Origin of the sequence: Idiomarina sp. UBA3176, from assembly GCF_002364295.1 — a bacterium.
Taxonomy (GTDB): domain Bacteria; phylum Pseudomonadota; class Gammaproteobacteria; order Enterobacterales; family Alteromonadaceae; genus Idiomarina; species Idiomarina loihiensis.
The window spans coordinates 131,859-158,140 of record NZ_DEXU01000018.1 but is presented as its reverse complement, the minus strand read 5'-3'; the positions used below and the strand labels follow the sequence as shown (position 1 = coordinate 158,140).

The 26,282-nt window shown below is 48.2% G+C and carries 27 protein-coding genes; 16 read left to right on the top strand and 11 right to left on the bottom strand.

Annotation, left to right across the window (positions count from 1 at the left end; genetic code table 11):
* Positions 1–98 precede the first annotated feature (98 nt).
* On the bottom strand, positions 99–833 hold the full coding sequence (locus B2U97_RS07655; protein WP_034818477.1) for an EAL domain-containing protein: 735 nt from the start codon (positions 831–833) through the stop codon (positions 99–101).
* 153 nt (positions 834–986) lie between these two features.
* Here B2U97_RS07655 and B2U97_RS07650 point away from each other — a divergent pair, with 153 nt between their 5' ends.
* The 8 genes from B2U97_RS07650 (at position 987) to arcA (ending at position 9,024) form a co-directional block, all read left to right on the top strand.
* Positions 987–1,409 (top strand): ATP-dependent zinc protease, encoded by a 423-nt coding sequence (locus B2U97_RS07650; RefSeq protein WP_034818478.1) that lies wholly within the window; start codon positions 987–989, stop codon positions 1,407–1,409.
* Entirely contained in the window at positions 1,406–2,311 is a 906-nt protein-coding gene (gene rimK, locus B2U97_RS07645; RefSeq protein ID WP_011233758.1) for a 30S ribosomal protein S6--L-glutamate ligase, read from the top strand. Before B2U97_RS07650 ends, rimK begins: the two co-directional genes overlap by 4 nt.
* Position 2,312: 1 nt before the next feature.
* Positions 2,313–3,335, top strand: a complete 1,023-nt coding sequence (locus B2U97_RS07640) for a succinylglutamate desuccinylase/aspartoacylase family protein (protein WP_034818479.1) — start codon at positions 2,313–2,315, stop codon at positions 3,333–3,335.
* Positions 3,325–3,681 carry an Hpt domain-containing protein gene (locus tag B2U97_RS07635; protein WP_034818480.1) on the top strand — a complete coding sequence of 119 codons (357 nt, stop codon included), beginning with the start codon at positions 3,325–3,327 and terminating at the stop codon, positions 3,679–3,681. Before B2U97_RS07640 ends, B2U97_RS07635 begins: the two co-directional genes overlap by 11 nt.
* 78 nt (positions 3,682–3,759) lie before the next feature.
* A complete protein-coding gene (locus B2U97_RS07630; protein ID WP_034818481.1) occupies positions 3,760–5,466 on the top strand; it encodes a DUF342 domain-containing protein in 1,707 nt (568 codons plus the stop codon).
* A 16-nt stretch (positions 5,467–5,482) separates the two neighbouring features.
* Positions 5,483–6,487: a class I SAM-dependent methyltransferase gene (locus B2U97_RS07625; RefSeq protein ID WP_034818482.1), complete on the top strand. Its 1,005-nt coding sequence runs from the start codon at positions 5,483–5,485 to the stop codon at positions 6,485–6,487.
* Positions 6,488–6,582: 95 nt separating this feature from the next.
* Positions 6,583–8,202, top strand: a complete 1,620-nt coding sequence (locus tag B2U97_RS07620) for an ATP-binding protein (protein WP_286823002.1) — start codon at positions 6,583–6,585, stop codon at positions 8,200–8,202.
* Positions 8,203–8,301: 99 nt separating this feature from the next.
* Positions 8,302–9,024: a two-component system response regulator ArcA gene (gene arcA, locus B2U97_RS07615; RefSeq protein ID WP_034818483.1), complete on the top strand. Its 723-nt coding sequence runs from the start codon at positions 8,302–8,304 to the stop codon at positions 9,022–9,024.
* On the opposite strand, the gene B2U97_RS07610 is transcribed toward arcA, so the two are convergent.
* Positions 9,018–9,368 carry an Hpt domain-containing protein gene (locus B2U97_RS07610; RefSeq protein WP_034818550.1) on the bottom strand — a complete coding sequence of 117 codons (351 nt, stop codon included), beginning with the start codon at positions 9,366–9,368 and terminating at the stop codon, positions 9,018–9,020. The two genes, arcA and B2U97_RS07610, sit on opposite strands and share 7 nt — an antisense overlap.
* Positions 9,369–9,567: 199 nt before the next feature.
* Between B2U97_RS07610 and folE2 the strand changes: the two genes are divergently transcribed.
* From folE2 to B2U97_RS07575, 7 genes are all read left to right on the top strand, one after another.
* Entirely contained in the window at positions 9,568–10,494 is a 927-nt protein-coding gene (gene folE2 / locus B2U97_RS07605) for a GTP cyclohydrolase FolE2 (RefSeq protein ID WP_286823003.1), read from the top strand.
* 91 nt (positions 10,495–10,585) lie between these two features.
* A complete protein-coding gene (locus B2U97_RS07600) occupies positions 10,586–11,137 on the top strand; it encodes a DUF2726 domain-containing protein (protein WP_253617801.1) in 552 nt (183 codons plus the stop codon).
* A 24-nt stretch (positions 11,138–11,161) separates the two neighbouring features.
* Positions 11,162–12,118 carry a cobalamin biosynthesis protein CobD/CbiB gene (locus B2U97_RS07595; protein WP_114981862.1) on the top strand — a complete coding sequence of 319 codons (957 nt, stop codon included), beginning with the start codon at positions 11,162–11,164 and terminating at the stop codon, positions 12,116–12,118.
* 49 nt (positions 12,119–12,167) lie between these two features.
* The gene (locus B2U97_RS07590) at positions 12,168–13,178 is read left to right on the top strand and encodes an adenosine kinase (RefSeq protein ID WP_286823004.1); all 1,011 of its coding nucleotides are present in this window, start codon (positions 12,168–12,170) and stop codon (positions 13,176–13,178) included.
* A gap of 47 nt (positions 13,179–13,225) precedes the next feature.
* On the top strand, positions 13,226–14,605 hold the full coding sequence (gene ahcY, locus B2U97_RS07585; protein WP_034818488.1) for an adenosylhomocysteinase: 1,380 nt from the start codon (positions 13,226–13,228) through the stop codon (positions 14,603–14,605).
* Complete coding sequence (locus B2U97_RS07580) at positions 14,605–15,174, top strand: GNAT family N-acetyltransferase (protein WP_272990048.1); 570 nt, start codon at positions 14,605–14,607, stop codon at positions 15,172–15,174. Before ahcY ends, B2U97_RS07580 begins: the two co-directional genes overlap by 1 nt.
* Positions 15,175–15,586: 412 nt before the next feature.
* Positions 15,587–16,906, top strand: coding sequence for an NAD(P)/FAD-dependent oxidoreductase (locus B2U97_RS07575; RefSeq protein WP_272990046.1), 1,320 nt, complete (start codon positions 15,587–15,589; stop codon positions 16,904–16,906).
* A 363-nt stretch (positions 16,907–17,269) separates the two neighbouring features.
* Here B2U97_RS07575 and B2U97_RS07570 read toward each other — a convergent pair whose 3' ends face one another.
* From B2U97_RS07570 to rplU, 8 genes are all read right to left on the bottom strand, one after another.
* Complete coding sequence (locus B2U97_RS07570; RefSeq protein ID WP_011233743.1) at positions 17,270–18,415, bottom strand: ABC transporter permease; 1,146 nt, start codon at positions 18,413–18,415, stop codon at positions 17,270–17,272.
* The gene (locus B2U97_RS07565) at positions 18,415–19,149 is read right to left on the bottom strand and encodes an ATP-binding cassette domain-containing protein (RefSeq protein WP_011233742.1); all 735 of its coding nucleotides are present in this window, start codon (positions 19,147–19,149) and stop codon (positions 18,415–18,417) included. The genes B2U97_RS07570 and B2U97_RS07565 overlap by 1 nt, the downstream gene beginning before the upstream one ends.
* A gap of 3 nt (positions 19,150–19,152) precedes the next feature.
* Positions 19,153–20,598: an alpha/beta hydrolase gene (locus tag B2U97_RS07560; protein WP_286823005.1), complete on the bottom strand. Its 1,446-nt coding sequence runs from the start codon at positions 20,596–20,598 to the stop codon at positions 19,153–19,155.
* Between the two features lie 147 nt (positions 20,599–20,745).
* On the bottom strand, positions 20,746–21,120 hold the full coding sequence (locus B2U97_RS07555) for a DUF3718 domain-containing protein (RefSeq protein WP_011233740.1): 375 nt from the start codon (positions 21,118–21,120) through the stop codon (positions 20,746–20,748).
* 110 nt (positions 21,121–21,230) lie between these two features.
* The gene (folA, locus tag B2U97_RS07550; protein WP_153849890.1) at positions 21,231–21,731 is read right to left on the bottom strand and encodes a type 3 dihydrofolate reductase; all 501 of its coding nucleotides are present in this window, start codon (positions 21,729–21,731) and stop codon (positions 21,231–21,233) included.
* A 71-nt stretch (positions 21,732–21,802) separates the two neighbouring features.
* A complete protein-coding gene (gene cgtA / locus B2U97_RS07545; protein WP_034818493.1) occupies positions 21,803–22,960 on the bottom strand; it encodes an Obg family GTPase CgtA in 1,158 nt (385 codons plus the stop codon).
* 116 nt (positions 22,961–23,076) lie between these two features.
* The gene (gene rpmA / locus B2U97_RS07540) at positions 23,077–23,334 is read right to left on the bottom strand and encodes a 50S ribosomal protein L27 (RefSeq protein WP_011233737.1); all 258 of its coding nucleotides are present in this window, start codon (positions 23,332–23,334) and stop codon (positions 23,077–23,079) included.
* 15 nt (positions 23,335–23,349) lie between these two features.
* Positions 23,350–23,661, bottom strand: a complete 312-nt coding sequence (gene rplU / locus B2U97_RS07535) for a 50S ribosomal protein L21 (RefSeq protein ID WP_011233736.1) — start codon at positions 23,659–23,661, stop codon at positions 23,350–23,352.
* A gap of 192 nt (positions 23,662–23,853) precedes the next feature.
* Between rplU and ispB the strand changes: the two genes are divergently transcribed.
* The gene (ispB, locus tag B2U97_RS07530) at positions 23,854–24,825 is read left to right on the top strand and encodes an octaprenyl diphosphate synthase (RefSeq protein WP_034818552.1); all 972 of its coding nucleotides are present in this window, start codon (positions 23,854–23,856) and stop codon (positions 24,823–24,825) included.
* A gap of 517 nt (positions 24,826–25,342) precedes the next feature.
* On the opposite strand, the gene mdh is transcribed toward ispB, so the two are convergent.
* Positions 25,343–26,275, bottom strand: a complete 933-nt coding sequence (gene mdh, locus B2U97_RS07525) for a malate dehydrogenase (RefSeq protein WP_034818495.1) — start codon at positions 26,273–26,275, stop codon at positions 25,343–25,345.
* Positions 26,276–26,282 lie beyond the last annotated feature (7 nt).

The window sequence follows — 26,282 nt, the reverse complement described above, 5'->3', positions numbered from 1 at the left end:
CATATATGACGTTTACGTCAGGAGCGATATATCACCTGACATAAATGTCAGGTTACAGGGCGCACAGAACCAGGATCTCACCTGACATAAATGTCAGGTTACGGGAAATTAATGTCCTGGAAGGCTTCCAGCATGGGTTTTTGGAAGAAGTAGCCTTGCATTAGGGTAATGCCACTGTCGCGCAGGTATTTGTACTCGTCTTCGGTTTCAATGCCCTCGGCTATTAGCTGGATACCCAGCTCTTCTGAAATTTGCTGAATGGAACGAACCAGTGTTTGCTTCACTTTATTGTGATTAATGTCCCGAATCAGCTTCATATCAATTTTCAGGATGTCCGGCTGAAAGTCAGCCAATAAATTCAAACCGGCGTAACCGGCACCAAAGTCATCGATGGCGGTTCTGAACCCCTCTTTACGATAAGCTTCAAACACTTCCACCAGAAACTCCTGGCTCACAACCTGTTCCTGCTCAGTCACCTCAAAAATAATTTTATTCCGGTCAAACCCGGTTTTGCGGGCTGTCGATAAAGTGGTTGCCAGACAAGTTTCCGGTTCATATATGGCGTTAGGCATAAAGTTAATGCTTAAACTACCCGGTAATTGAATACGAGAAGCTGTCTCTATTGCCTTAACCCGACAGGTTTGATCAAAAGTGTACTTGTTGTCTTCAGTCACTTGCCCCAATATTCGTCCGGCACCCTCGCCGTTTTCTCCGCGAACCAGAGCCTCGTGTGCGAATACGCTTTTCCTGGAAATATCGACAATGGGCTGAAAGGCCATTTTAATGCCAAACCCCAAAGGTTTTCGACAATCACAAGATGGGCAAACAGACATGAGCTATCCTTAAGTTGAGTCTTATTACTAAGTATCTTATTAAACCTAGCAGTTTTCAAAACGAACGTAAAAATTATGGCTATCGATCAATAAAAATTGCGTTTTACCAAAAATACTGTATTAAGCATTCAAGATTTACAACAAGGTAGCACAATGACAACAATTGGCTGGCAAGAGTGGGGAGCACTTCCTGAACTCAATATTAATCTGATTCATATGAAAGTCGATACTGGCGCCAAAACTTCGTGTTTACACGCGTTCAAACTTGAACCTTTTGAACGCGACAGCCAGGAATGGTTGCGTATTTTTATGCACCCGGAGCAAGGCTCTTTGCGCGAACAAGTGTGCGAAGCCCCGGTATTTGATAAACGTGAAGTAACCGACTCCGGCGGTCATACTGAAACCCGTTATGTGATCCGAACCCGATTACAACTGGGTAAGTTTGACCAGGCGGTCGAACTGACATTAACTAATAGAGACACCATGAAGTTCCGTATGTTATTGGGTCGACAAGCCATGCGCGGAAACTTTATCGTAGATCCACAAGCCTCTCACTTATTAGGAGAAGAGCAATGAGAATTGCGATTTTATCGCGTAACGCCTCACTTTATTCAACTCGCCGCTTAGTGGAAGCCGCTGAAGAGCGTGGACACGAAGTTGACGTGCTTAACCCGCTAAGATGTTACATGAACATTAATGCGCGTGAATCATCCATCCATAAGCACGGCAAGGAACTGCCCCACTACGACTGCGTTATTCCGCGTATTGGAGCGTCAGTGACCTTTTATGGCACCGCTGTTTTGCGCCAGTTTGAAATGATAGGCAGCTATCCGTTAAATGAGTCGGTTGCCATTTCCCGTAGCCGCGACAAGTTGCGATCGCTGCAATTGCTGTCGCGAAAAGGCATAGGCCTGCCGACAACTGGTTTTGCCAGTCAGCCACAGGACATTCCTGACCTCATTGACATGGTTGGCGGCGCGCCGCTGGTTATTAAATTGCTGGAAGGTACTCAGGGCATTGGTGTGGTGTTAGCCGAAACCCGTCAGGCCGCTGAAAGTGTTATTGAAGCCTTTATGGGTCTGCACTCCAACTTTATGGTGCAGGAATATATTAAAGAAGCTGGTGGTGCGGACATTCGCTGTTTGGTTATTGGCGACAAAGTCATTGCAGCAATGAAGCGCCAGGCAAAAGCCGGTGAGTTTCGTTCAAATTTGCACCGTGGCGGCAGCGCGTCGTTAGTTAAACTAACACCGGCTGAGCGCGCAACGGCGGTTAAAGCCGCTAAAACCATGGGGCTTAACGTAGCGGGTGTGGATATCTTACGCTCTAACCATGGCCCATTAGTTATGGAAGTGAACTCGTCACCCGGGCTTGAAGGTATTGAACAGGCAACCGAGAAAGACGTTGCGTCGCAAATTATTACCTTTCTTGAGAAAAACGCCAAAGCGCATAAAACCCGTACCAAAGGGCAAGGATAAAATGAACGGTTTTGAACTGGCTGGACAATGGGTAGAGCCGGGATCGCATCAGCATATAACTCTGCCCGCGTTGCGTTTATATAACGACGCACCGCTGGACTTACGCATAGATGTGTTTCATGGCACAAAGCCCGGACCGGTATTGCTGGTTTGCGCGGCTATTCATGGTGATGAGCTGAACGGCATTGAAGTTTGCCGACGCTTAATTAATACCACCGACGCCCGCACGCTCAGCGGCACTTTAGTTGTGGTGCCTATTGTTAACTTATTTGGGTTTATTCAGCAGTCTCGCTATTTGCCTGACCGGCGTGATTTAAACCGTTGCTTTCCGGGCTCGGAACGCGGTGCTCTGGGAAGTCGTATGGCGTATTTGTTCAGTGAAGAGCTGGTCAAAAAGTCGACCCACATTGTGGACTTGCACACGGGAGCTATTCACCGCAGTAACCTGCCGCAAATTCGGGTAGACGTTGAAAACGAAAAAGCACTGGCCATGGCGAAGGTTTTCAGCACGCCGGTTATTCTGCACTCTAAAGAGCGCGACGGTTCCTTGCGGGCTTTAGCCAATGAGCTCGGTATTCCTCTCATTTTATATGAGGCAGGTGAAGGACTGCGCTTTGATGAGGCCTCGATAAGTGCCGGCGTTATTGGCGTACAGAATGTAATGAAGCACTTAAAAATGATGAAAGGCCGCCGTCGTGGTCGTCGTATTACACCTGTCATTGCCCGTCGTTCCACCTGGGTTCGGGCAGAACGCGACGGCCTTATTATTCCCAAAGTTGAGCTAGGACAAACCATTCAGAAACAACAAGTATTAGCCTTAAGCGTTAACCCGCATGGTGGCGAAGGCGATGCGGTTGAATCTCCGGTACGCGGCATTATTATAGGCTGCAGTAATATTCCGGTAGCTAATGAAGGCGAAGCCTTATTCAACGTTGCACAGTTTGATAAAGACGCCATGTCGGACGCTACCGAAAGCGTTGATTCTTTTACCGAGGTTTACGAGAACAAACCTTATGAGCAGTAATTCAGTACAGATTGATTTTAACCGCGGTCTGCGCCATTGTGATAACCAGCACAACCTCTACCGGGAAGTGCTGAACTGTTACCTGGAACAGTTTGCTCCTTTGCTGAATACAGAGGACTTATTAGAAGATGTTGAAGCGGCCCGCTTACAGTTACATACGTTAAAAAGTTTAAGTGCTACTATTGGCGCGACTGACTTGAGCCTTTTGGCTGCACAACTTTTCAAAAACTGGCAGCAGAAGACTTATGAGCAGCGCGCTGAAGCAATTACACAAGTTAACGTTGAATTAGCCGCAGTGAATGAAAAAATAGCAAGCTACTGTAATGAAGTTGTCCTGGACGATTAAAATTAATACAAAAAAGGGTAAACATTCGTTAAAATAGCCCGATAAAAATTATAACAACAATTAGAGTACAGGCGCCCTATGTCCAGTCCGGTCAGTTTCCGGGTTTCTGAAAGAGATGTGTACATCAGTATTGATGCCGGCACCCCTCCCTCAGAGGTCAAAGCAGATAAACTACAGCAAGCTTGGCAGGCTTCTAAGTTTTCGGCTGCAAAATTGCTTGATCCACAAATGCTGCTGCAAACCGCAACAAAGTATTCCCAGCATTACAGTAAAGACTCTAACAGCAGCATTCCCTTTCAAGTCGCTATTGCCGAGATTTTTGACGCTGATTTAAATTTGCAAGTAAGCGACGATGATATGAAAGTCACTGCCAGCGGTATTGTCGGTTATGGCGGCAAAGCCCTGACGCAGGAATCTATCATTGCCAAGCTGAAGGAAAAGAAAATCACCTCGGGCATTCAGCGCAAGGCTATTGACGCCTTGGTTGAACACACTAATGAAGCTCCACCCGGTGCTGAGCTATCGGTTACCGTGGCCAAGGGAAAATACCCTATCAATGGCAGCAATGCCAAATTTAAACCCCTGACAGATGATGCTCGAAAACGCGTGTTACGCCCTCAGTTGCGTGAAGACGGTACAGCGGACATGCGCGATTTAGGAGCCGAAGTCACGGTTGATCCAGACTCTCCGCTATTGCAGAAGATACCTCCGAGCAAAGGTCGTGTTGGTTTTACTGTTTTTGGACGGGAACTGGAAGCCCGGGACGGTGAAGATCGGGACTTTAAACCCGGAGAAGGGACACGCGTCAGCGATACCGATACCAATTTAATTGTTGCTGACCGAACCGGCATGCCTAGTTTTAACGAAAACAGCGTGCAAGTTGATGATGTTATGCAGCTAAACAACGTCGATGTATCAACTGGTCACGTTAAGTTTAAGGGCAGCGTGATTGTCACCGGCAATGTCAGTGAAGGAATGAAGGTAACTTGTACAGGCGACATTACGGTTGGCGGCTATGTCGATTCTGCCGAGCTATACGCCGATGGCAATATCACTGTGCGTAAAGGCTGTATTGGCCACCTGATTCATTCAGGTGACAATGCCGAGCACGACGAAGATGCCGACGAATGGATACCCGATGTGTCCACCAAGCTTGTTGCCGGTGGTTCCATCTGGTGTGCCTATGCTCAGTATTCCTACTTTGAAGCTCAAACCGGTGTGAATACGGACAAACAGTTAACCCATTGCCATGTCATAACCAAAGGACCGCTGGCCATTGGTGGTGAAGGCCGTAATGCCCGCGGCAAACTCATTGGTGGCACTATTGAAACCTGTGATCATGTCTATTGTGGACAGCTGGGCGCTCCGGCTGGCACTAAAACCCGTATTTACTGGTCGCTTCCGCCCGCTGACCCCCAGTCACTTCAGCACTTAAACAGTATGCGGGCGCTGCTGGCAAAAACTCTGGCCAGAGTAAAAGTGGTACAGCAGGGGTTAAACCGTTGCGACAAACTGGAAGATGGCGTGAAAAAACTCGAATACCAGAAAAAGCTAAAAATTGAGTTACGCAAACTTAAAGCTCGCATTGTTAATACCCGAACCAGCATAGATTCGATACTGGAAGCATTCGAAAACCACCCCGTTTTGCGCACTATGGTCAGCAAAGAAGTCTTCCCGGGTATTTTGTTTATCTTTAAAGAGAAAAGTCTGCGCATAAAAGAACATCGAAATGGTACAATGTTCTTACTTCAGGACAAAAAACTACGAGTAGACAGCTTGCTCTAAGCCGTTGAGTATCACTATGTCAGCTGCAATTTTATCTATGCTTGGACGTCAGTCCGGGCAACCCTGGGCTAATGGCTCATTATTGGTTATTCATCCCGGTGGTGGCGAATTATCTGCCTTACCTAATGCCTCGGCCTGGAGTTTTCACGCGGGTCACGCGGCTTATTGGAAAGCAGCCGGGCGCCCGGTTTTTTGCCAAATTCAACCTCCTAACCTTAGTCATTACGACGGTGTTTTATTTCTGGTAGCAAAGGAAAAAGAGCTAAATCAGTATTTACTGGAACAGTTAGCGTCGTTACCAACTGGCACTCCGGTATGGTTTGCCGGCGAAAAACGCTCTGGTATTCAACCTTTAATGAAACATTTGCCTGCCTGGTTACAGCCGCCGCAGAAACTGGCTTCGGCAAACCATTGCCTGCTTTTTGCCAGTGAACGCAATGAGCAGGTTCATCAAAGCGCCTCGGTTGAGGACTACGCCAAAAACATCACTTATGAATTAAACCAGCAACAAGAGTCTTTTGTTACTTTGCCTGGCGTATTCAGTCGTGAGCATATTGACCCGGCAACTTTGCTGTTACTGCAACATATTAAGGATCTACCCAAAGGCCGCGGTATGGATTTTGCCTGCGGTGCGGGAGTTATCGCTAAGCAGTTAGCTTCAGTGGCCACTGAACTTATGGCCTGTGATGTGAGTCCTATTGCCATTGCCGCCAGTGAGATAACACTGGCCAATGAACCAATAACACCCGAGTTGCGTTTAGCCGATGGCATACCGGAAAATGCCGGACAGTTTGATTTCATTGTCAGTAATCCCCCGTTTCACACCGGACAGAGAACCGACTATGAAATTGCACGGAAATTTATTAGCAATGCCCGGCAACACCTTAATAAACAAGGTGCTTTTAGAGTCGTTGCTAACCGTTTTCTGCCCTGGCCAGAGGTTATTGAATCGGTGTTTGGCAACTGCAGTGTTATAGCCGATAATGGCCGTTATCGTGTTTACCATGCAACTTGTCGATAAATAACCCGTTTTTTTGTTTAACTGATGCCTTTTTGTTAACGCTTTGCTAACATTAGTAAACATATAATTTTTTCAGAGATTGAGCCGTAGACTGAATGCATACCATTTCACTGAAGCGCATACTGATTTATATCGTGTTGTTGGTCACCAGCTTCGCGCTTCTCGTCGGTTTTACGGTTAATATTGTGAGTCAGGTTGCACAATATCAGGAATCATTGCATGACCAGGCTTTGTCTTATTCCCGCATTGTGGCTGGCAACGCTGCCAGCAGCTTAGTTTTTAATGACAACGCTAACGAAAAACAACGCCTGAGTTCATTAGAGAACACCTCGTTTATTCAGCATGTTCATGTCTACAAAATGGATGAAACCAGTAACGAACTGACCTTTTTCTCGAGCTACAATAAAAAAGGCCTGCCCCCTATTCCGGCGCGGTTCGCTAAACTGGATAAACTGACAACACCGCAAACTAACGACAACTACATTGAAGTTTCTCAGCCCGTAGTACTTGACGATGAAGTCATTGGTTACGTGTATTTGCGTGGCTCACTGGAGCAGGCCCGCTTATTCATGTGGCGCTCAATTGGCATTGCCAGCGTGGTTTTCGTACTGACACTGCTACTTTGCTGGCTAATAACTTTGCGCTTGCGAAAGACTATTGTCACGCCATTAGACAGCGTAGTTGATGTGATTTCTCAGGTTGCCCGGGACAAAAACTATTCATTGCGCCTGGCGCCGTCAAAGCTGGTTGAATTCGATATGATGGCGCACGCATTTAACACCATGCTTGATCGTGTGCAGCAACACATTAGCCGGCAGCGCCGGGCCGAAGAAGAAGCCAGTCAGTTAAATACCGAGCTGGAACGTCAGGTTACTCAGCGTACCCAGGCACTAAAAGAATCCAACAGTGAGCTGCTTAAAACACTGGAACAACTGCACCAGTATCAGGGGCAACTGGTTGAATCGGAAAAAATGGCGTCACTGGGCGACATGGTGGCCGGTATTGCCCACGAGGTTAATACACCAATAGGTCTGTCAGTTACCGCTTCCACTTTGCTGCAGGACAAATTAACGATAATGCAGGAGAAATTCGACGAGAAGCGAATTTCAACCTCAGAGTTCGAGCGCTTTTTAAGTGATTGCGATGAAAACCTGCAAATTATTTACCGTAATTTGGGCCGGGCGGCGGATCTGGTTACCAGCTTCAAGCAGGTGGCAGTTGATCAGTCATCAGAAATTGACCGGGATATTCATATTCCGTCGTTCATGAACGATGTTCTTATTTCGGTTAAGCCCAGACGCCTGGATCCGGAGAAATACCCTATCCGTATTTCATGCCCTGAAGGGCTGACTGTGCGCGCTAAAGCCGGACCGTTAAATCAGGTGCTGATTAACCTTATTGTCAATTCTATGATCCATGCTTTTGAAGGGTATAGCAGCGGACGAGTCGACATTAGCTTTACTATGGTAGGTGATGACAAGCTGGAAATGGTTTATACCGACAATGGTAAAGGTGTTCCCAGTGATATTAACCGTAAAATATTTGACCCTTTTGTGACCACCAAACGAGGTTCCGGCGGCAGCGGGCTGGGTCTGCATTTGGTCTATAATTTAGTGACTCAGGTACTGGGCGGAAACATTCACTTCTTTAGTGAAGAAAAGAACGGCGTGGAGTTTATTGTCCGTTTTCCTGTCACTTTGGTCAGCAATGCTTGAAAAATCTCAAACAAAAGTCATAATGTAACGTCATAACTTTTATAAATATAAGTTCAACCCGTACGCACAGCGACGAACTTTCCGGGAAAATCAACGCTTATGAATGCCAGAATACTGATTGTTGAAGACGAAGTTGTTACGCGCCAGACCCTCACACGTCTATTCCAACAAGAAGGCTACGAAGTTTTTGATGCTGCTGATGGCCTGCAAATGGAAAACATCATGCGTCAGGAACGTGTGGATGTCGTAATTATGGACGTCAATTTGCCAGGTAAAAATGGTCTGGAACTTGCGGAATCATTACGTGAAAGCGACAACATTGGGTTAATTTTCTTAACCGGTCGTGACAGCGAAGATGACCGCCTGTTAGCACTGGAGTTAGGGGCTGATGACTACCTCATTAAACCTTATAACCCAAAAGAGCTGACAATTCGTGTACGCAACCTGTGTCGCCGTATTGAAGCATCACGCTCAGGCAGTCCGGTTGAAAACAACAGTGTTGAATTCCAGTTCCATGGCTGGCGTTTGAACAGCGACAGTCGCTGCCTGTACTCACCGGAAAACCAAATGTTCCGCTTGCCGAAAAGTGAGTATCGTGCGTTGGAGTTATTTTTATCTAACCCGGGCCGCATTCTTGACCGTGAAACTCTGGTTAAACGTATGCTGGATCGAGAACTGCGTCCGAATGACCGTACCGTTGACGTTGCCATTCGCCGAATTCGTCGGCATTTCGAGTCTCACCCGGAAACACCGAACTTAATAACCACCATCCATGGTGAAGGCTATCGCTTTATCGGCGAGGTTGATCAGCAAGCTCAGTGATGCTCAGCTAACCAGGCATCAATTTGGCGTCGGTGCGGAATAACCGCATCGGCCCATTCAATTAATAAACGCTCAGCTACCGGCCACTCCCACTCTTCTTTCTCAATCTTTTCCATCAGCTTAGATAACTCAGTTAAACCGACTGAACCGCAAGCACCTTTAACTTTATGCGCCTGTTTGCGTAGCTCGTCTTCATTACGGCTTTTAGCTGCCTGATGCAATAATTGCGCATAGCTTTGAATAATACCGTCAAAAGTCGCCAGCGTTGAATTCACGCCTTCAACGCCTAAGGTATCGACGTATTGCTGTAATAACTCGGTGTCTATCGCCGATTTTTCTGCCATCTTTTTATGCTCCATCAATCCAAAACCCTATCCTCGGCGTATTCCTGTTTTGAGTCAACCACTGTGCAGACAGAATCGATTAGGGCAATCGGTGTCACCTGGTGAAATTCTGCGATATAATGCCCACCTTTAGACTGAGCCTCATTGATCAAGATCAAACAGGCCGGACAATATTCACGACACTTGGAGTTCACAACGAATGCCAACAGTTATGCCCGACGTAGCCAACCAAACGCAGGCCCAGACAGAGGGAGCTCTCGATTGGGTTGGCATGAGCAATATTGAAGTTCCATTGATGGTAGCAGCAGCCGGCGTACCAGAACGCCCGGTAGCAGCTAAAGTGGAAGCTTTTGTCAATCTGAAAAACCCGAAAACCAAGGGTATTCACATGTCTCGCTTGTATTTGTTGCTGGACAAAATGTCGACCGAAGGTGAGCTCAGTCACGATACTTTAAAGCAGTTGCTGAATGACTTTATCGAAAGTCATAAAGACATCAGTGATCAGGCCTTTATTAAGTTTGATTTTGACTATCACCTGCGCCGCAAATCGCTGATTAGCAAAAAGCAGGGCTGGAAAGCGTACCCCGTCAGCTTAACCGGCCGCTACGATGCGGGTCAGTTAAAGCTGGAGTTGTCTGTCGATGTCCCTTATTCATCGACTTGCCCTTGCTCTGCGGCTTTAGCGCGCCAGTTAATTCAGGATGCCTTTAGCGAGAAATTTGCCGGTCAGGAACAGGTAGATGCCAGCATCATGCACGAGTGGCTGGGTTCCACCGAAGGTATTGTTGCAACACCGCACAGCCAACGTTCAGTTGCTGAGGTAAAAGTTGCCTTAAGCGACAGTGTTAATGACTTCCCCATTGTGGAACTTATTGATGCCATTGAAGGGGCTCTTAAAACACCAGTACAAGCGGCCGTTAAACGTGAAGACGAGCAAGAGTTTGCGCGCTTAAATGGACAGAACCTGATGTTCTGTGAGGACGCCTCGCGTCGCTTACAACACCAGTTAAACCAGATGCAAAACTTCCGTGATTTCTGGTTGCGAGTTAATCACTATGAGTCACTGCACGCGCACGACGCAGTAAGTGTCACGACCAAAGGTGTTCCCGGCGGTTACTCGGCATAACTGGGTTAAATAAATTCCATAAGCAGCCATAGCTGGCACAGCTTTTGCTTCACACCTCACAGAGCGTCAATTTTCTGATGAGGTGTGAAAAATGGAAATTATCCTGTTGTTGTTTGTTGTAGTGTTAATTGCGGTGGCTATTATTGCCAGCCGAATGTCTGAAAACTATGTGCCCTACCCTTATAAGCTAAAAGACGTTTCCTTGTGCACCGCGCAGGAGGATCAGTTTTTGACACTATTGGAAAAGTCAGTCGGCGACAACTTCCGCATATTCACTAAAGTTCGTTTAAGCGACATTGTTACCGTGCGTTCAGGCTTGTCTTCCACTGCACGCAAAGATGCCCACAACAAAGCCAGCCAGCGTATCCTTGACTACGTGTTGTGTGATATTCACACCATGCAGGTTAAAGCGGCTATAGAGCTGGAACCCGGTCAGTCGTCAATGAACCAGCAGAAACGTAACTTATTCCTGAAAAACACCTTAGCCGCTGCGGGTCTGCCGTTCCTGCGTTTTAAAGCAAAACCTGGCTATCGCGTTGCCGAGCTGCACGACTACATTCACGGTAAAATCCGTCAGGCTGAACATGTTCGTGCCGCGGTACCAACAAATAAAGATAAGAATAACCAGCCGATTGCCGCTTAACTTGCTCCGTGGCAGTATAGCTGCATGAACACGGAACTTTTAACCGACATATTATTATCACCTGTTGCTCTGGCTCTGCTGGCTTTGCTGGCAGAGCGCTGGTTTCCCTGGCCAGAGCAGTGGCACCCCTTTGCCGTTTTGCGGCTAATGGCCGCCTACATGAGCGGCAAGGTTAACAAACCCAACCGTCCTGTCGGCCAACAGCGCCTTGCCGGTTTTTTGGCGTGGTTAACTATGTCACTGCTGGTATTGCTGCCAGCAGCTATTGTATTTGCCGGTGCTGAAGTGTCTTTGGCTATTGGCTGGCTAATTTTACTGGTGAGTCTGCGTCAGCAGCCCGTCAGTCACGCCATAAAATTAGCCGATAGCCACCTGCAACGCGGCCGCAAGAATGCCGCCCGCGCCTGGCTAAGCCGCATAACCTGGCGCGACTGCGATTTACTGAGTGAACATGGCATTGCCAAAACCAGCATCGAACTGCGCGCAACCAGCATTCTGGAGCATCGCTTTACGCCTTTGCTCTTCTGGTTTGTTGGTGGGCCACTGGCGGCACTTGGGGTACGAACCCTTTCCGAACTGACTCAGGTTTGGCCGGTTGCACAGGCAAAGTACCGACACTTTGGTCTGGCAACACACTGGCTTCACACCGTAACCCATTTCTTGCCTTCATTTTTGCTGGCCTTGGCTGCACGGTTTATAGCGCTATTTCAGCGTAATAAATTCAGGCTGCAGCCGTTAAAACGTAACCCTTTGTTCTCTACTATTCTGCTCAGCTGGATACAAAGCTTCAGCTATTGTCACCGGGTCAGTTTGGGCGGGCCTATACAAGTGCAGGGAATTCGTATCGCAAGGCAACGTTTTGAAGGACGTCCCGCCGAGTTGTTGATATCGAGAGCGCCCCGCTGGCAAAGGCAGTGGCAGTTTTTTTTCGTTGCTTGTCTGGTTATTGCACTTTTTGCCTTGTTCATTTATCGACCCTGAGTGACTCATCGGGTATACTACGCGCCCTAATAAGCAACCGTTTAATATTATGAAAACCATTGATGTAGTCGGCATTGGCAATGCGCTGGTGGATCAGGAGTTTGAAGTCTCTGAAGACTTCCTGCAGAAGCACGATTTAAAAAAAGGCATGATGGAGCTGATTGATGAAGACGCTCAAAACACTCTGATTGCAGAACTTAGCCAACTGGGCGAACTGAAAAAGCAAAGCGGCGGTGGCTCAGCAGCTAACTCGTTGGTGGCTTTCGCTCAATTCGGCGGCAAGGCCTACTACTGCTGTAAAGTTGCTGACGACGAAGCCGGCATGTTTTACCGTCAGGATTTAGAAAAAATAGGCATAGAAACCAGCCTTCACCAACAGAAGAACCCGGGCACTACTGGGCGCTGTCTGGTTATGGTGACTCCTGACGCCGAACGCACCATGCGTACTCATTTGGGCATAACGGCCGATTTATCTAGTGCGGAAATTGACGACCATGCCATTGCAGCAGCCGACTACCTTTATATTGAAGGTTATTTAATTACCTCAGAAATTGCGCGTGGCGCGATCCAGCATGCGAAAAAAGTGGCACGGGAAAACAATACAAAGCTGGTTATGACTTGCTCTGACCCTGCCATGGTGAAGTTTTTCCGTAGCGGAATTGATGAAATTCTGGATGGTGGTGTCGATTTAATGTTCTGCAACCGCGAAGAAGCAGAATTATTAACCGGTAAGGACGATCCTCAGGCGGCTTTATCCGTATTACTAAAGCAGGCCGACACGGTTGCTATTACTTTAGGTAAAGACGGTGCTGTAATTGCTAACCGTGAACGTCAGGTACATATTCCGGGCGTGCCGGTTAAAGCCATTGATACCAATGGTGCAGGCGACATGTTTGCTGGTGCTATGCTTTATGGTTTAACGCGTAATATGTCGCTGGAAGACGCTGGTCGTTTAGCCAGCCATGCGGCGGCGGAGCTGGTCACTGAATTTGGTCCCCGACTGAATAAAGACCGACAGCAACAATTAATTGAGCGCATTATGAGCGCCCAAACTGCTTGAATTTACTTAAAATTCACTGACAGAAATCACTGAAAAAGAGAGTCACTATGAGTGCAGAAAATTCACAAGACTACAAAGTAGCAGATATTAGCTTAGCCGAATGGGGCCGCAAGGAAATTGCGATTGCTGAATCTGAAATGCCGGCGTTGATGACTATCCGCCGTAAATACGCTGACAGCAAACCACTGGCCGGTGCTCGTATTATTGGCTGTATTCACATGACCATTCAAACAGCTGTGTTGATTGAAACATTGCTTGAACTGGGTGCCGAAGTGCGTTGGTCATCGTGCAACATTTTCTCTACTCAGGATCACGCTGCTGCCGCTATGGCTGCTGCCGGTGTGCCGGTATTTGCCTGGAAAGGTGAAACCGAAGAAGAATACGACTGGTGCTTAAAGCAGACTTGTCACAAAGACGGCGAATTGTGGGATGCCAACATGATTCTGGACGACGGCGGTGATTTAACCCTGATGATCCACGACGAATTCCCGCAGATGCTGGAGAAAGTTCACGGCATTACTGAAGAAACCACTACCGGTGTTCACCGTTTGCTCGATATGCTGGAAAAAGGCACTCTGAAAGTACCGGCCATTAACGTGAACGATGCCGTAACTAAGTCAAAAAATGACAACAAGTACGGCTGCCGTCATTCACTAAACGATGCCATTAAGCGTTCCACTGACCACTTATTGTCAGGTAAGAAAGCTCTGGTAGTTGGTTACGGTGATGTGGGTAAAGGTTCTGCCGCTAGCCTGCGTCAGGAAGGCATGATTGTTAAAATCAGCGAAATTGACCCAATTTGTGCCATGCAGGCCTGCATGGACGGCTTTGAAGTGGTTTCTCCTTACCTTGAAGGCAAAAACAACGGTACCGGCGACAACATCAACAAAGCCTTGCTGGAAAACACCGACCTGATTGTGACCACAACCGGTAATATGGACGTATGTGACCGTTACATGCTGGCTGCGCTTAAGCCTACTGCCCTGGTTTGTAACATTGGCCACTTTGATAACGAAATTGATACGGCCTTTATGCGCAAAAACTGGCGCTGGGAAGAAATTAAGCCGCAAGTTCATAAAATTTATCGTTCAGACGACGACAACGACTACCTAATTCTGCTGGCCGAAGGCCGCCTGGTGAACTTGGGTAACGCAACCGGTCACCCCAGCCGTATTATGGATGGCTCTTTTGCTAACCAGGTACTTGCTCAAATTCACTTGTTCGAGCAGAAATTTGCCGACATGGAAAATAAGAAGCAGGAAGAATATCTGCGTGTAGAAGTTCTGCCTAAGCAACTGGATGAAGAAGTTGCGCGTTATATGGTGCAAGGCTTTGGCGGTGTTATCACTAAGCTGACAGCGGATCAGGCTAACTACATTCACGTTGATGTGGAAGGTCCGTTTAAGACAGACGAGTACCGCTACTAATGAGCGATATTATTTATCGTGAAATAACGGCTGCCGATATGGCGGCCGTTATTGATCTGGCCAACGAAGTTCATGGTGACAACTACCTGAACGAGGACAGTTTTCAGCAATATTTAATTGCCGGAACTGTCGGTGACGTGCAGCTAAACGGGATAGCCCTGCGCGGTGAGACCCCATTGGGCGTGCGCATTACCCTGGCGCCCGAACAATGGCCAATTGATGATTTTTGCACCCCAGACGCCTGGCCAATTCCGGCCGATAAGCTGTGCTACTTTAAATGCGCGGCGGTGTCAGAAAAGGCACGCGGTCTGGGCATAGGCAAAGAACTGTTGTTCCGTAGTATTGAAGCCGCCAAAGAGCTGGGCTGCCGTGGTGGTTTAGCGCATATTTGGATGCAAAGCCCCAATAACAGCGCCTATGAATATTTCACCCGCTGCGGCGGTGAAATGATTAAGCAACATGAAAAGCGCTGGTACAAAGCCTCAGTAGAAGACGGCTACTATTGCCCAGTATGCGACGGCACCTGCTACTGCGATGCCGGCGAAATGCTGCTGAAATTCGATACGTAAGGCCCCGAATAGCGAGCGCTGAGGTTGCATGGGCTTGGGGCAGACTGCTCACTTGTTTCGCTTGAGCATTGAAGGCCTCTGTGGCGGAGACGCGACGATCTCATCCATGAGGGCTTGACGAAGGCCATCCATGGCCTTCGACACTCCACCACAGAGGCCTTCAACACTCGTAACGCTCACAAGTGAACAGTCTGCCCCTTTTGCCTCCCTCATAGCGGCTTAAGTTGGCTTTTTATATGAGGCGGGAGATAGTGAGCGCGCCAACGGTTACATAGGGCTATTGTGGAGGTGTGCAGCGCCATGGATGGCGCTGCCCAAGCCCTACACGGATGTATTCACGGGCGTCCTCCACAATAGCCCTTGTAACCTCAGCGCTCGCTGTCTTCCCTCTCCGTTTTATAGGTGGGTGTTTATGTATGATCCTTTGGTTAATGCGCCTCCGGGGCCTCATGATGCTCCTGAGCCTAGTTATTGGCAGCAGCATACACAGGCCGACTTTCCGGAGTGTGTGAATGCGCCAGAGGAAGTGGGATTTGCTGTTATTGGTGCGGGTTACACGGGCTTAAACGCGGCTCGGGTTCTGGCCGAAAATGGGCATTCTGTTGCAGTATTTGAAGCCAACCAACTGGCCTGGGGTTGTTCGTCGCGTAATGCCGGGTTTGTGATGAAAAGTACCGGCCGACTGGGCTTGTCGGCCTGGGCTGAACGCCTTGGTGCTGACATTGCGCAAGACATTGCCGATGAACATCAAAAGGCACTGCAACTGGTTGAAGAAACTTTGCGTTATTGCCCGTCGCAGTGCCAGCGCCAAAACGGCGGCTACCTGAAAATAGCGCACCGCAACAGCGCCGTGGCACCATTGAAACAACAATATGAGCAGCTTAAAAAGTTTAATCAACCCGTTGAATGGCTCACCCAAAATCAACTCTCGGGGCTTATTTCAAGCCCACAGGCCCATGCCGCATTGCGTTTCACCGACTGCTTTGCTCTTAACCCCATTTTGTTGGCAGCAGCTACCGCGCGAAGAGCCTCGGCCGCCGGTGCACAGTTAGTTGAACACTGCCCGGTAACTCAGGCAGTGTCACTTGGCGGCAAAGGCGTGTATCTGCAAACAGCCAAAGGCGCTGTACGCGCCCGTAAGCTGTTAGTTTGTTCTAATGGCTATACATCAGGGCATTTGTTGCCGGAGATTGCCAGTCGCTCGCTACCGGTGCTTTCGAGCATTATTACCACCCCACCTCTGAGTAAAGAACAGGTTGAGAGCATTAAGCTGTCACCTCAATACGCCATAATGGATACGCGCATTCTGAAGTATTACTTCCGCTTACTGCCCGATAACCGCTTATTGTTTGGTGGTCGTGGTGCCATTCAGGGGAAAAGCGCAGAGAAGCCGATATATGCTAAACGCTTACTGCAGGCATTACACCAGACTTTCCCGCAACTGCGAGAAGTGAACAAGTGGGAGTATTTTTGGAGTGGTTGGGTCAGTGTGTCACTGGACGATTACCCGCGAGTAGGCAAAGTGAAAGATAATATCTACGCCAGCATGGGTTACTGCGGCGCCGGTGTTAGCTTTACCGCTCTGGCCGGTCAAAGACTGGCAGAAGCCGCCATGGAACAGCCCCTGCCCGAGCTGCCTTACTACCAGTCACAACTAAAGCCCTTTCCATTACCACGCTTCCGCCGCCTAGGCCAATGGCTCTACTACCACTACGGCCGCCTACGCGACTGAGGGGGGACAGGGGCAGGCTGCTCACTTGCTTCGCTTGAGCATTGAAAGCCTCTATGACGGAGACGCGACGAGCTCATCCATGAGAGCTTGACGAAGGCCATCCATGGCCTTCGACACTCCGCCACAGAGGCTTTCAACACTCGTAACGCTCACAAGTGAACAGTCTGCCCTTCTAATCTCTCTCATCACGGCTTAAGTGGCTTCTTAACTAAAGCGGAAGATAGTGAGCGCGCCGACGGTTACACAGGGCTATTGTGGAGGTGTGCAGCGCCATGGATGGCGCTGCCCAAGCCCTACAGGGATGTATTTACGGGCGTCCTCCACAATGGCCCTTGTAACCTCAGCGCTCGCTATTCAGCCCCGCTACAGGCCGAAGACGATTTTTTCGCTTTTGAGCATTCGGGCTATGTATTTCATTAGCAGCAATGCGGCTGCCAGGGTGGCAATTGCGCTGATGACCGTTCCCATGACATTCACGTTCTCACCGCGTATCAGTGACAGAAAAGCCTGATGCTGACCGGTTAGCGGGAGATAGTAGAGAATTGGATTTTTAAGTCGTGCGAACTCGACACCAAAAGACGCTGCCATTGGAATAATCAGCAAGAAACTAATATAGGTTTGTGCTTCTTTGAAGTTTTTCGCGCGGAAGGAAACAAACAATTGCAGGGCGGTCGCGAACAAAGCTAGCGGTACCAGCAAAACAAACATTAGTAGCATCATACCCACACTAAAGTTCACGTTCATACCAATTTCGTGTAATGGAACGTAGGCAAATATAATGGGTATGAGTACCAGTGACAGTATTGCCCCGAATAATGAAAAGGTCGTTGCGGTCAGTGCTTTACCGGTAACAATGTCCCAGGTGCTTAACGGCTGACTCAGCAAAAATTCCAGCGAGTTACGTTCACGCTCACCAGCACTGATATCAATAGCCACATTCATACCAGACCAGAATACAGACAAGATAATAAATACCAGCACACTGCCCATAATCAAGGCCGCTTTTGAGCCCCGGGTTGCTAAGTCTTGCTTTTGTAACTGTATTGGTTGCACGACACGCGGATCCACACCCCGTAAAGTCAGACGGTAAGCCGCTATTTGACTGGAGTATGCCTGAACGGCCTGCTCTACACGCTTAATTTCGGTCTGCTGTTTTTGTGCAGACCAATCAGCACGCAAGGTTACCTCTACCGGCTCAGCTTTACTCACACTTTCCTGCCAGTTTTGCGGTAAGGTCAATATTATTGGCGTTTCGGTTTTCGCCCACTCCCCTTCTTTAGCAACAACACCACGTTCGTTCAAAAATTCAACGAGTTGAGGGGCATTTTCTTTGCCTTCAATGGTAATTTCAACGTCTGCTGGGTCGGTCAGTTGAGTTATTAAGAAAAAGAAGGCTACGGCCATTAATAAAGGGCCAAAAAACGCATAGGACATTGCCGCTAAAACAGAACGTTTATCACGAATAGCGTCCCGGAACTCTTTTTTCCATACGGAAGTTAATGCACTCATTAGGCTGCTATCCCCTCGTCGGTACCGATAATTTTAACGAAGGCGTCTTCCAGCTGTTGCTCGCCGGTCATATCGCACAGCTCCTGTGGCGTTCCCTCAGCTGCAACTTTGCCTTTTGCCATCACCACCACCCGATCACAGAGAGCGGCAACTTCCTGCATAACGTGGCTGGAAAACAAGATACAGGTGCCTTGAGCGCGTTGTTCGCGCAGCACATCTCTTAAAATTCGGGTACTCATAACGTCCAGACCGCGGCTGGGTTCATCCAGAATTAGATGTTTCGGGCTGTGTACTAGAGCCTGAGCCAACGCTACTTTCATCCGCTGGCCTTGTGAAAAACCAGCAGTACGACGGTCTGCAAGCTCTTTAATATCCAGCTTCTCTATCACCTTCTCAACCGCCTGCTTTTGCTCCGTGCCTTTTAGCCCGTGTAAACCGGCGAAATAAGCTACTTGCTCGCGTACGGTCAAGCGTTCGTATAAACCGAATTTATCAGGGAATATACCGAGGTTACGGCGTGCATCAATCGGGTTCTGGTTGGCATCAACACCTTCAATCTCTGCTTTGCCGGTATCGGCCTGCAACAACCCGTAAATAATACGCAGACAAGTCGTTTTCCCGGCTCCGTTTGGCCCAAGAAGCCCGGTAATTTCGCCATCTTTTGCCTGAAATGAAAGAGAGTCCAGCGCTTGCACATTTTTGAATGTTTTTGTCAGTGCATCTACGTTTATCATTATTTATAGCCCCGCTGCATTCTGGTTCAGCACAAATGGCTTCAGCCTTTGTTCTTTTAAGCAGCTGCCATCAATATTTTCGATAGAACCTTGCTCGATAAAATCTGCAATGAGCTTATTAGCGCAGGTATGGCTGGCTATGGTATGCCCGGCGTTAGGTGCAATCAGATGTTTACTGTTAGGTAAGGTTCTGTGCGCAATTTCGCCCCATTCCGGAGGCGTCACCGGGTCCAGCTCTCCCGATAACAACAAAACCGGCTTATCACTAACGACCGGATCGGACCAATAAGATGGAACACTCGATGATTGCCAACCCGCACACATGTCGACAAAGGCATCACCGGTGCGGCTGCCAATAAACTCATTGTTGCCGTCCTGAGCGAAAAGCTCAGGAGTCGCCCTTGGCAAGTCTTCGCCACACACAACCGAGAGCATAAGCCCCAGGTAAATACTGTTTTGTGACATAGTACCGCCCATCAGCCCCAGTATTGCATGGTAGTTTCCTTCAGCTGCTGAGTGAATCGCGTAAGGCAATAACTGACGAGTACTGGGGTGATATAAAGCAACACGAATAATTGAGCTAAAACGCCCGGGAGTCAGTTTTATTTCCAGCGGCTCAAAAGAGAGGGGATCACGCGTTTCCAGCAATATATTCTCAGCTTCAAGCTCACTCATCACCTCATAGTATTCTTGCTCTAGGTTAGGGAACTTCTCATGACACGGGCTTTGTTCGGAACAGTCTTTGAGCATTTCGTCAAATGCATTGGCTCCGTGTTGACCAAAAGGCCCGATGATCACCTGAGGCGGAGCTACGGCATCGAGGGTGGCCGTACGAACTGAGCTCGGTGCTTCACGTAAATAAGTTAGTCCAACGCGCGTTCCATAAGAGCCGCCATAAAGGTTCAGTTGCTCTATACCTAAATGTTCACGTACTCGCTCAAAGTCTTTAACTGCGTTAACCGTATGATATTGCGTTGTGTCTGTATCAGGGTACTGTTCCTGACATTCACGACTCAAGGCTCTAAGGTCCTGCTCATCGTCAGCTCGTATCAATTCATCAGGGCGTTCAATACCACATTCAAGCGGGTGACTTTTACCCGTGCCACGCTGATCAATTAGAAGGATATCGCGCTTTTGACGCACCGCTTCGAACATACGCGCTATCATTGGAGTTAATTCGGTAGCGGCCTGTCCCGGCCCTCCGGCCAGAATGAGCATAGGATCGGCTTGCGCTCCTTCCTGAATAGCGGGAAGAATCGCGTAGTAAATACCAATATGCTTGCCGTCGGGTTGTTCGTAATTTTCAGGAACTGAAACTGTGCCACAGTGCAGTTTCTCTTGCACGCAGGGTAAATAACAGCCCGAAGCTTCATTTATTTTTGTCTGTGCCTGACCGCTATGCGGTATCAGTCCCAGTAACAGTAGCGATAATGCCATCCATTGTTTCATAGCGGTTCCGTTTATATATGCAACGGAACTATTGTCGTAGAGAACAGGGGAGAATTACAAGGTAAGTCACTGATTGATTTGTTAGAAGATGTAAAAAAGCCCGCGAAAATTGCAGGCTTTTAGAAAATAACTTTATTAGTGCCTAACTTACAGGCCAGCGCGATCTTTAATTGCTACTGCAATTGCACTGCTACCATGACCGTTAGATTGCGCCCATTCGTAGTCGCCAGAAGCTTTCAGTTCATCTACTGACAAGCGACCAACAATGAACTCACCAATGTCTTGTGAGCCATTTGACATGGCAAATTGCAATAAGCTCTGACCATTACACTGAATACCACTGTAAATATCGCGTACGCGGACACGAGCATCACGTAATTTTTTACGCATACGCATGGTGTCATCACCCTGTACGTATGTGCATAAGCTTAAGGCTAATTCATTTGCCTCTGCGCTCTTTGAAAACGTTACGCCAGTTGCCGCAACGGCAGCCATCATGGTGCCTAATACAATTGCTTTCATCTAAAACCCCATCACAAGATTGTTCAAAAATTCATCAAGATGATACTACGAACTCAAGCCTGCTGCAATGGCTTAAAATACATGTAAGTTACTGAATTTATAACTTCTTATTAACTTACTCTGTCGAAAATAAGAGTACTAAAGTTATGGGAGTTGCGCTCATCAGCGGCAAAGTTTTGCCGCTCTATCTCTTGCCAGTCGGCGACTTGATGATAATCGGGAAAGTAAGTATCACCCTCAACATTTAGTTCTATTTTAGTAACATATAGTCGGTCTGCGAGGGGTAAAAATTTTTCATAAATTTTTCCTCCGCCAATCACCATCAGCTCATCAACCGGACCTGCAGCGGCTATTGCCTGTTGCACCCCAGACACCCAAACCACCTGACTGTCCTGATTTTCCGAACGATCCGTTCGACGGCTTAGAACGATATTCTTGCGGCCGGGCAAAGGACGACCAATTGACTCAAAAGTCCGGCGCCCCATAACAATTGGCTTACCTAAGGTAATTTTTTTGAAATATTGCAACTCGTCCGGCAGGTGCCATGGCATTTTGTTATCTTTTCCAATAACCCGATTATCGGCCATAGCAACCACGAGTGATATTTTCATTCGGCGATATCCTTAATGCGTAGCCTGACGTTTACGTCAGGACCAATATCTCACCTGACATGAATGTCAGGCTACTTCTGATAAATAACTTCGACGTCGTGATCATCGTCATCGTCGTCGTCATCTTCGTCATCCATCTCTTCTTCAAGAACTTCTTCGTGGTAAGTGTCCCACATGAACTCAACCGGATCGGCTTCTTCATGCTGCTCAGTGTCAGGTGCAGGCAATGTTTCAAGGTAAGACATTACCTCACGACAAAGCGCGTCGCTGCCACGCCCTTCCAGAGCTGCGATTTGGAACACCGGGCCGTCCCAGTTCAGAGATTTAACCAGCTCGTCTACTTTCTCCTGAACCTCTTCGTCCAGCAGCAAGTCGACTTTATTGATGACCAGCCAGCGTGGCTTTTCAGCCAGTTTCGGGCTGTATTTTTCCAGCTCGTTGATAATAATACGCGCCTGCTCGGCAGGGTCGGTTTCATCAAACGGGGCTAAATCTACCAAGTGCAGTAATAAACGACAGCGCTCTAAATGTTTTAGGAATTGTATGCCTAGTCCAGCACCTTCGGCCGCGCCTTCAATAAGACCGGGGATATCGGCAATAACAAAACTCTGATGCGGAGCGGGACGCACAACACCCAGGTTTGGTATCAGGGTGGTAAACGGATAGTCGGCTACTTTAGGGCGTGCTGCGGAAACCGAGCGAATAAAAGTCGATTTACCGGCATTCGGCATACCCAGCAAACCAACATCAGCCAACAACATCAGTTCCAGTTTTAGCGGGCGTACTTCGCCAGGAGTACCATCGGTTTTTTGTCGTGGCGCACGGTTTATACTGCTTTTAAAACGCGTATTACCCAGACCATGGAAACCACCTTTGGCTACCATTAAACGTTGACCATGTTTCGTCAAATCGCCAAGAACTTCGCCAGTATCAATATCGGTAGCGCGGGTACCAGGAGGAACCGGCAGCACGATGTCGTTACCGCGCCTGCCCGTACAGTTTTTGCCCATACCGTTTTTACCGCGTTCAGCTTTATGAAAACGTTCAAAACGATAATCGATAAGGGTATTCAGGTTCTCGTCTGCTTCTAGATAGACATCACCGCCGTCGCCACCATCGCCGCCGTCAGGGCCGCCTTTGGGAATATATTTTTCGCGACGGAAACTGATACAACCATTACCACCGTCACCCGCGTCTACGCGGATTTCTACTTCATCAACGAATTTCATCGCAATCTGCTACTTATCACTTATAGAATACTGTGCAAAATTCTAGCACATATGAAAAAGCCCCGCCGTAAGGCAGGGCTTTCAGAACCGAAACTTTTCAGTTTATGTTCGCATTATTAGTCAGTAATAACGCTCACAAATTTACGGTTTTTGCTGCCCTTCACATCAAAAGACACTTTGCCTTCTGAGGTTGCAAACAATGTGTGGTCTTTACCAATACCAACGTTCGCACCAGCGTGGAACTTAGTACCACGTTGACGAACCAGGATGTTGCCTGCTAACACAGACTCACCACCGAAGCGCTTAACACCGAGACGTTTACTCTCTGAGTCGCGACCGTTTTTAGTAGAACCACCAGCCTTTTTATGTGCCATGTCGTTACTCCTTAATTAGCTGTTGATACCAGTGATTTTCACTTCCGTGAACCACTGACGATGGCCTTGTTGACGGCGAGAATGCTTACGACGACGGAACTTAACGATTTTAATTTTATCGCCACGACCGTGATCAATCACTTCCGCTTTCACTTTACCACCGGACACGAACGGAGCACCGATGTTTACATCGTTGCCGTCAGAAACCATCAAAACCTGGTCGAATTCAACTACATCACCGGTAGCTGCTTCCAGTTTTTCCAGGCGGACGATTTGGCCTTCAGACACACGGTGCTGCTTACCGCCACTTTGGAATACTGCGTACATATTATTCTCCACAACCCTATTGGGCATCCAAATTCAAATCAGGGCGCGAATTGTACGTAATCCAGTCAGCGATCGCAACCCTTAATTTGAACTTAAAAGCGGCACCGCTTACCGCGGATTGAGTTTCCGCTCTGCTATAAATAGTGTACCATCCCTTTTCCGTTAAATTTTGTAAATAAACAGATATCTATGATGGATATGCAGTCCATTAACGCATTAGCCAAAGACGACATGCTTGGTGTTAATGCATTAATAGGTGAACAACTTCAATCGGATGTTGCCTTAATTAACCAGTTAGGCCTTTATATTGTCAACAGTGGCGGTAAACGCTTACGGCCGCTGCTCGCCATATTAGCTTGTCGGGCTCTGGGTTATGAAGGTAACGACCACCGCAAACTTGCTACGATTATCGAGTTTATTCATACCGCGACTCTGCTTCACGACGACGTCGTTGATGAATCGGAACTGCGCCGCGGACGCAAAACCGCCAACGCAGTGTTCGGTAATGAAGCCAGCGTACTCGTTGGTGACTTCCTTTATACCCGCGCTTTTCAGTTAATGGTCGATTTAGACTCACTGCGGATTCTGCGGATTTTAGCGGATGCCACCAACATCATTTCTGAAGGTGAAGTACTGCAGTTAATGAACTGTAACGACCCGGATACCTCAGAAGCCAGCTACTTTAATGTTATTTACGGCAAAACCGCCAAGTTGTTTGAAGCAGCTACAGAGTTAGCCGGTGTCTTAACCGCACAAGACGAAAAAGTAACCCAGCAACTGGCCGACTACGGTCGTTACCTGGGCACTGCTTTTCAGCTGGTAGATGATTTAATGGATTACACTGCGGACAGCGAATCTATGGGCAAAAATGCGGGTGATGACTTAGCTGAAGGTAAGCCAACGCTACCGCTTTTATACGCAATGTGGCATGGCAACGACGTAGAACAAAAGCTGATTCGTGAAGCCATTGAACAAGGCGACGGGCGTGAGCACTTACAAACCGTGCTAACCGCTATGGAACGAACGGGAGCCTTGCAGTACACACGCGACAAAGCCTTAGAAGCCGCCGAACAAGCGCGTGAATCCCTAAGTGAACTCCCAAACTCCGACTACAAACAAGCCCTGCTCACCCTAACCCACCTTGCAGTCGACCGGGTGGCGTAAGAAATGCCTTGGGGGAGCGGGTTCTGTTTCGGAGGACGCCCGTGAATACATCCCTGTAGGGCTTGGGTAGCGCCATCCATGGCGCTACACACCTCCGAAACACAACCCTTCCCGCTTTAGGCATTTCCAATTAGCATCGCCATCCATGGCCTTCGACACTCCGCCATAGAAACCTTCAACACTCGTAACGCTCGCAATCCAACAGCCTGCCCCTTTTAACCATCTTCTAGCCTGATAATTAAAAAGCTAACACTGTGTATCAATTGGAACATTTGAGCGTACGTCTAGCTGGAAAAATATTGGGGAAGGTCAGTATTGGCGATACGCCATTGTGGGTTATCTGGAGAAAGTGCTGAGATAATTTTCAGCAAGTAGCGTGGAAATGTTGGGGCGGCTATTACAGGAGCGTCGAAGGCCAGGGACGGCCTTCGTCGAGCGCTCATGGATGAGCTTGTAGCGTCTCCTGTAATAGCCGCCCCAATATTTTCAAAAGCGGACTGCTGAAAGTTATTTCAGCTTAGCTGGCGAAGTCGATGCCAGTTTGGATGTCGCCTTTCAGGCCGTCTAGCATTTCGTCCATGCATTTTTGTTCGAATGCACTGAGTTTGCCGTAAGACAGGATTTCTTCTGCGCCGTTTTTGCCTAAGCGTACTGGCTGCGCGAAGAACTTAGCGTTGTCGCCCGGGCCTTCTACGTAGGTGCACTCGATAGTGTCCTGACCTTGCAGGCCTTTCAGCAGTGACAAGGCAAAGCGTGCTGCTGCCTGACCCATAGAAAGGGTTGCTGAACCACCGCCAGCTTTGGCTTCAACTACTTCGGTACCTGCGTTCTGGATACGGTGAGTTAAGTCTTTGATTTCTTGCTCTGTAAACTCAACGCCTTCAACCTGAGACAGCAATGGCAAAATGGTTGTGCCGCTATGCCCACCGATAACTGGTACATTAACGTTTTCCGGGTTCAGACCACGCAACTCACCAACAAAGGCTTCTGAACGGATAACGTCCAGCGTAGTAACACCGAACAGTTTACGCTTATCGTAGCAGCCTGCTTTTTTCAGGACTTCGGCAGCGATTGGAACCGTGGTGTTTACTGGGTTAGTAATGATACCAACACAAGCGTTAGGACAGTTTTCTGCAACGCCTTGAACTAAGTTTTTAACGATGCCGGCGTTCATGTTGAACAGGTCAGAGCGATCCATACCTGGCTTACGTGGTACGCCGGCAGGAATCAATACGATGTCGCTGCCAACTAATGCTGATGCTAAGTCGTCTTTACCGAAGCCTGTTACTTTCACGTCGGTAGGGATATGACTTAAGTCAACCGCCACACCTGGAACTACTGGCGCAACGTCATACAACGATAATTCTGAACCTGCTGGTAATTGGGTTTTCAGAAGTAATGACAATGCCTGGCCGATACCACCGGCCGCACCTAATACGGCTACTTTCATCTCAGAC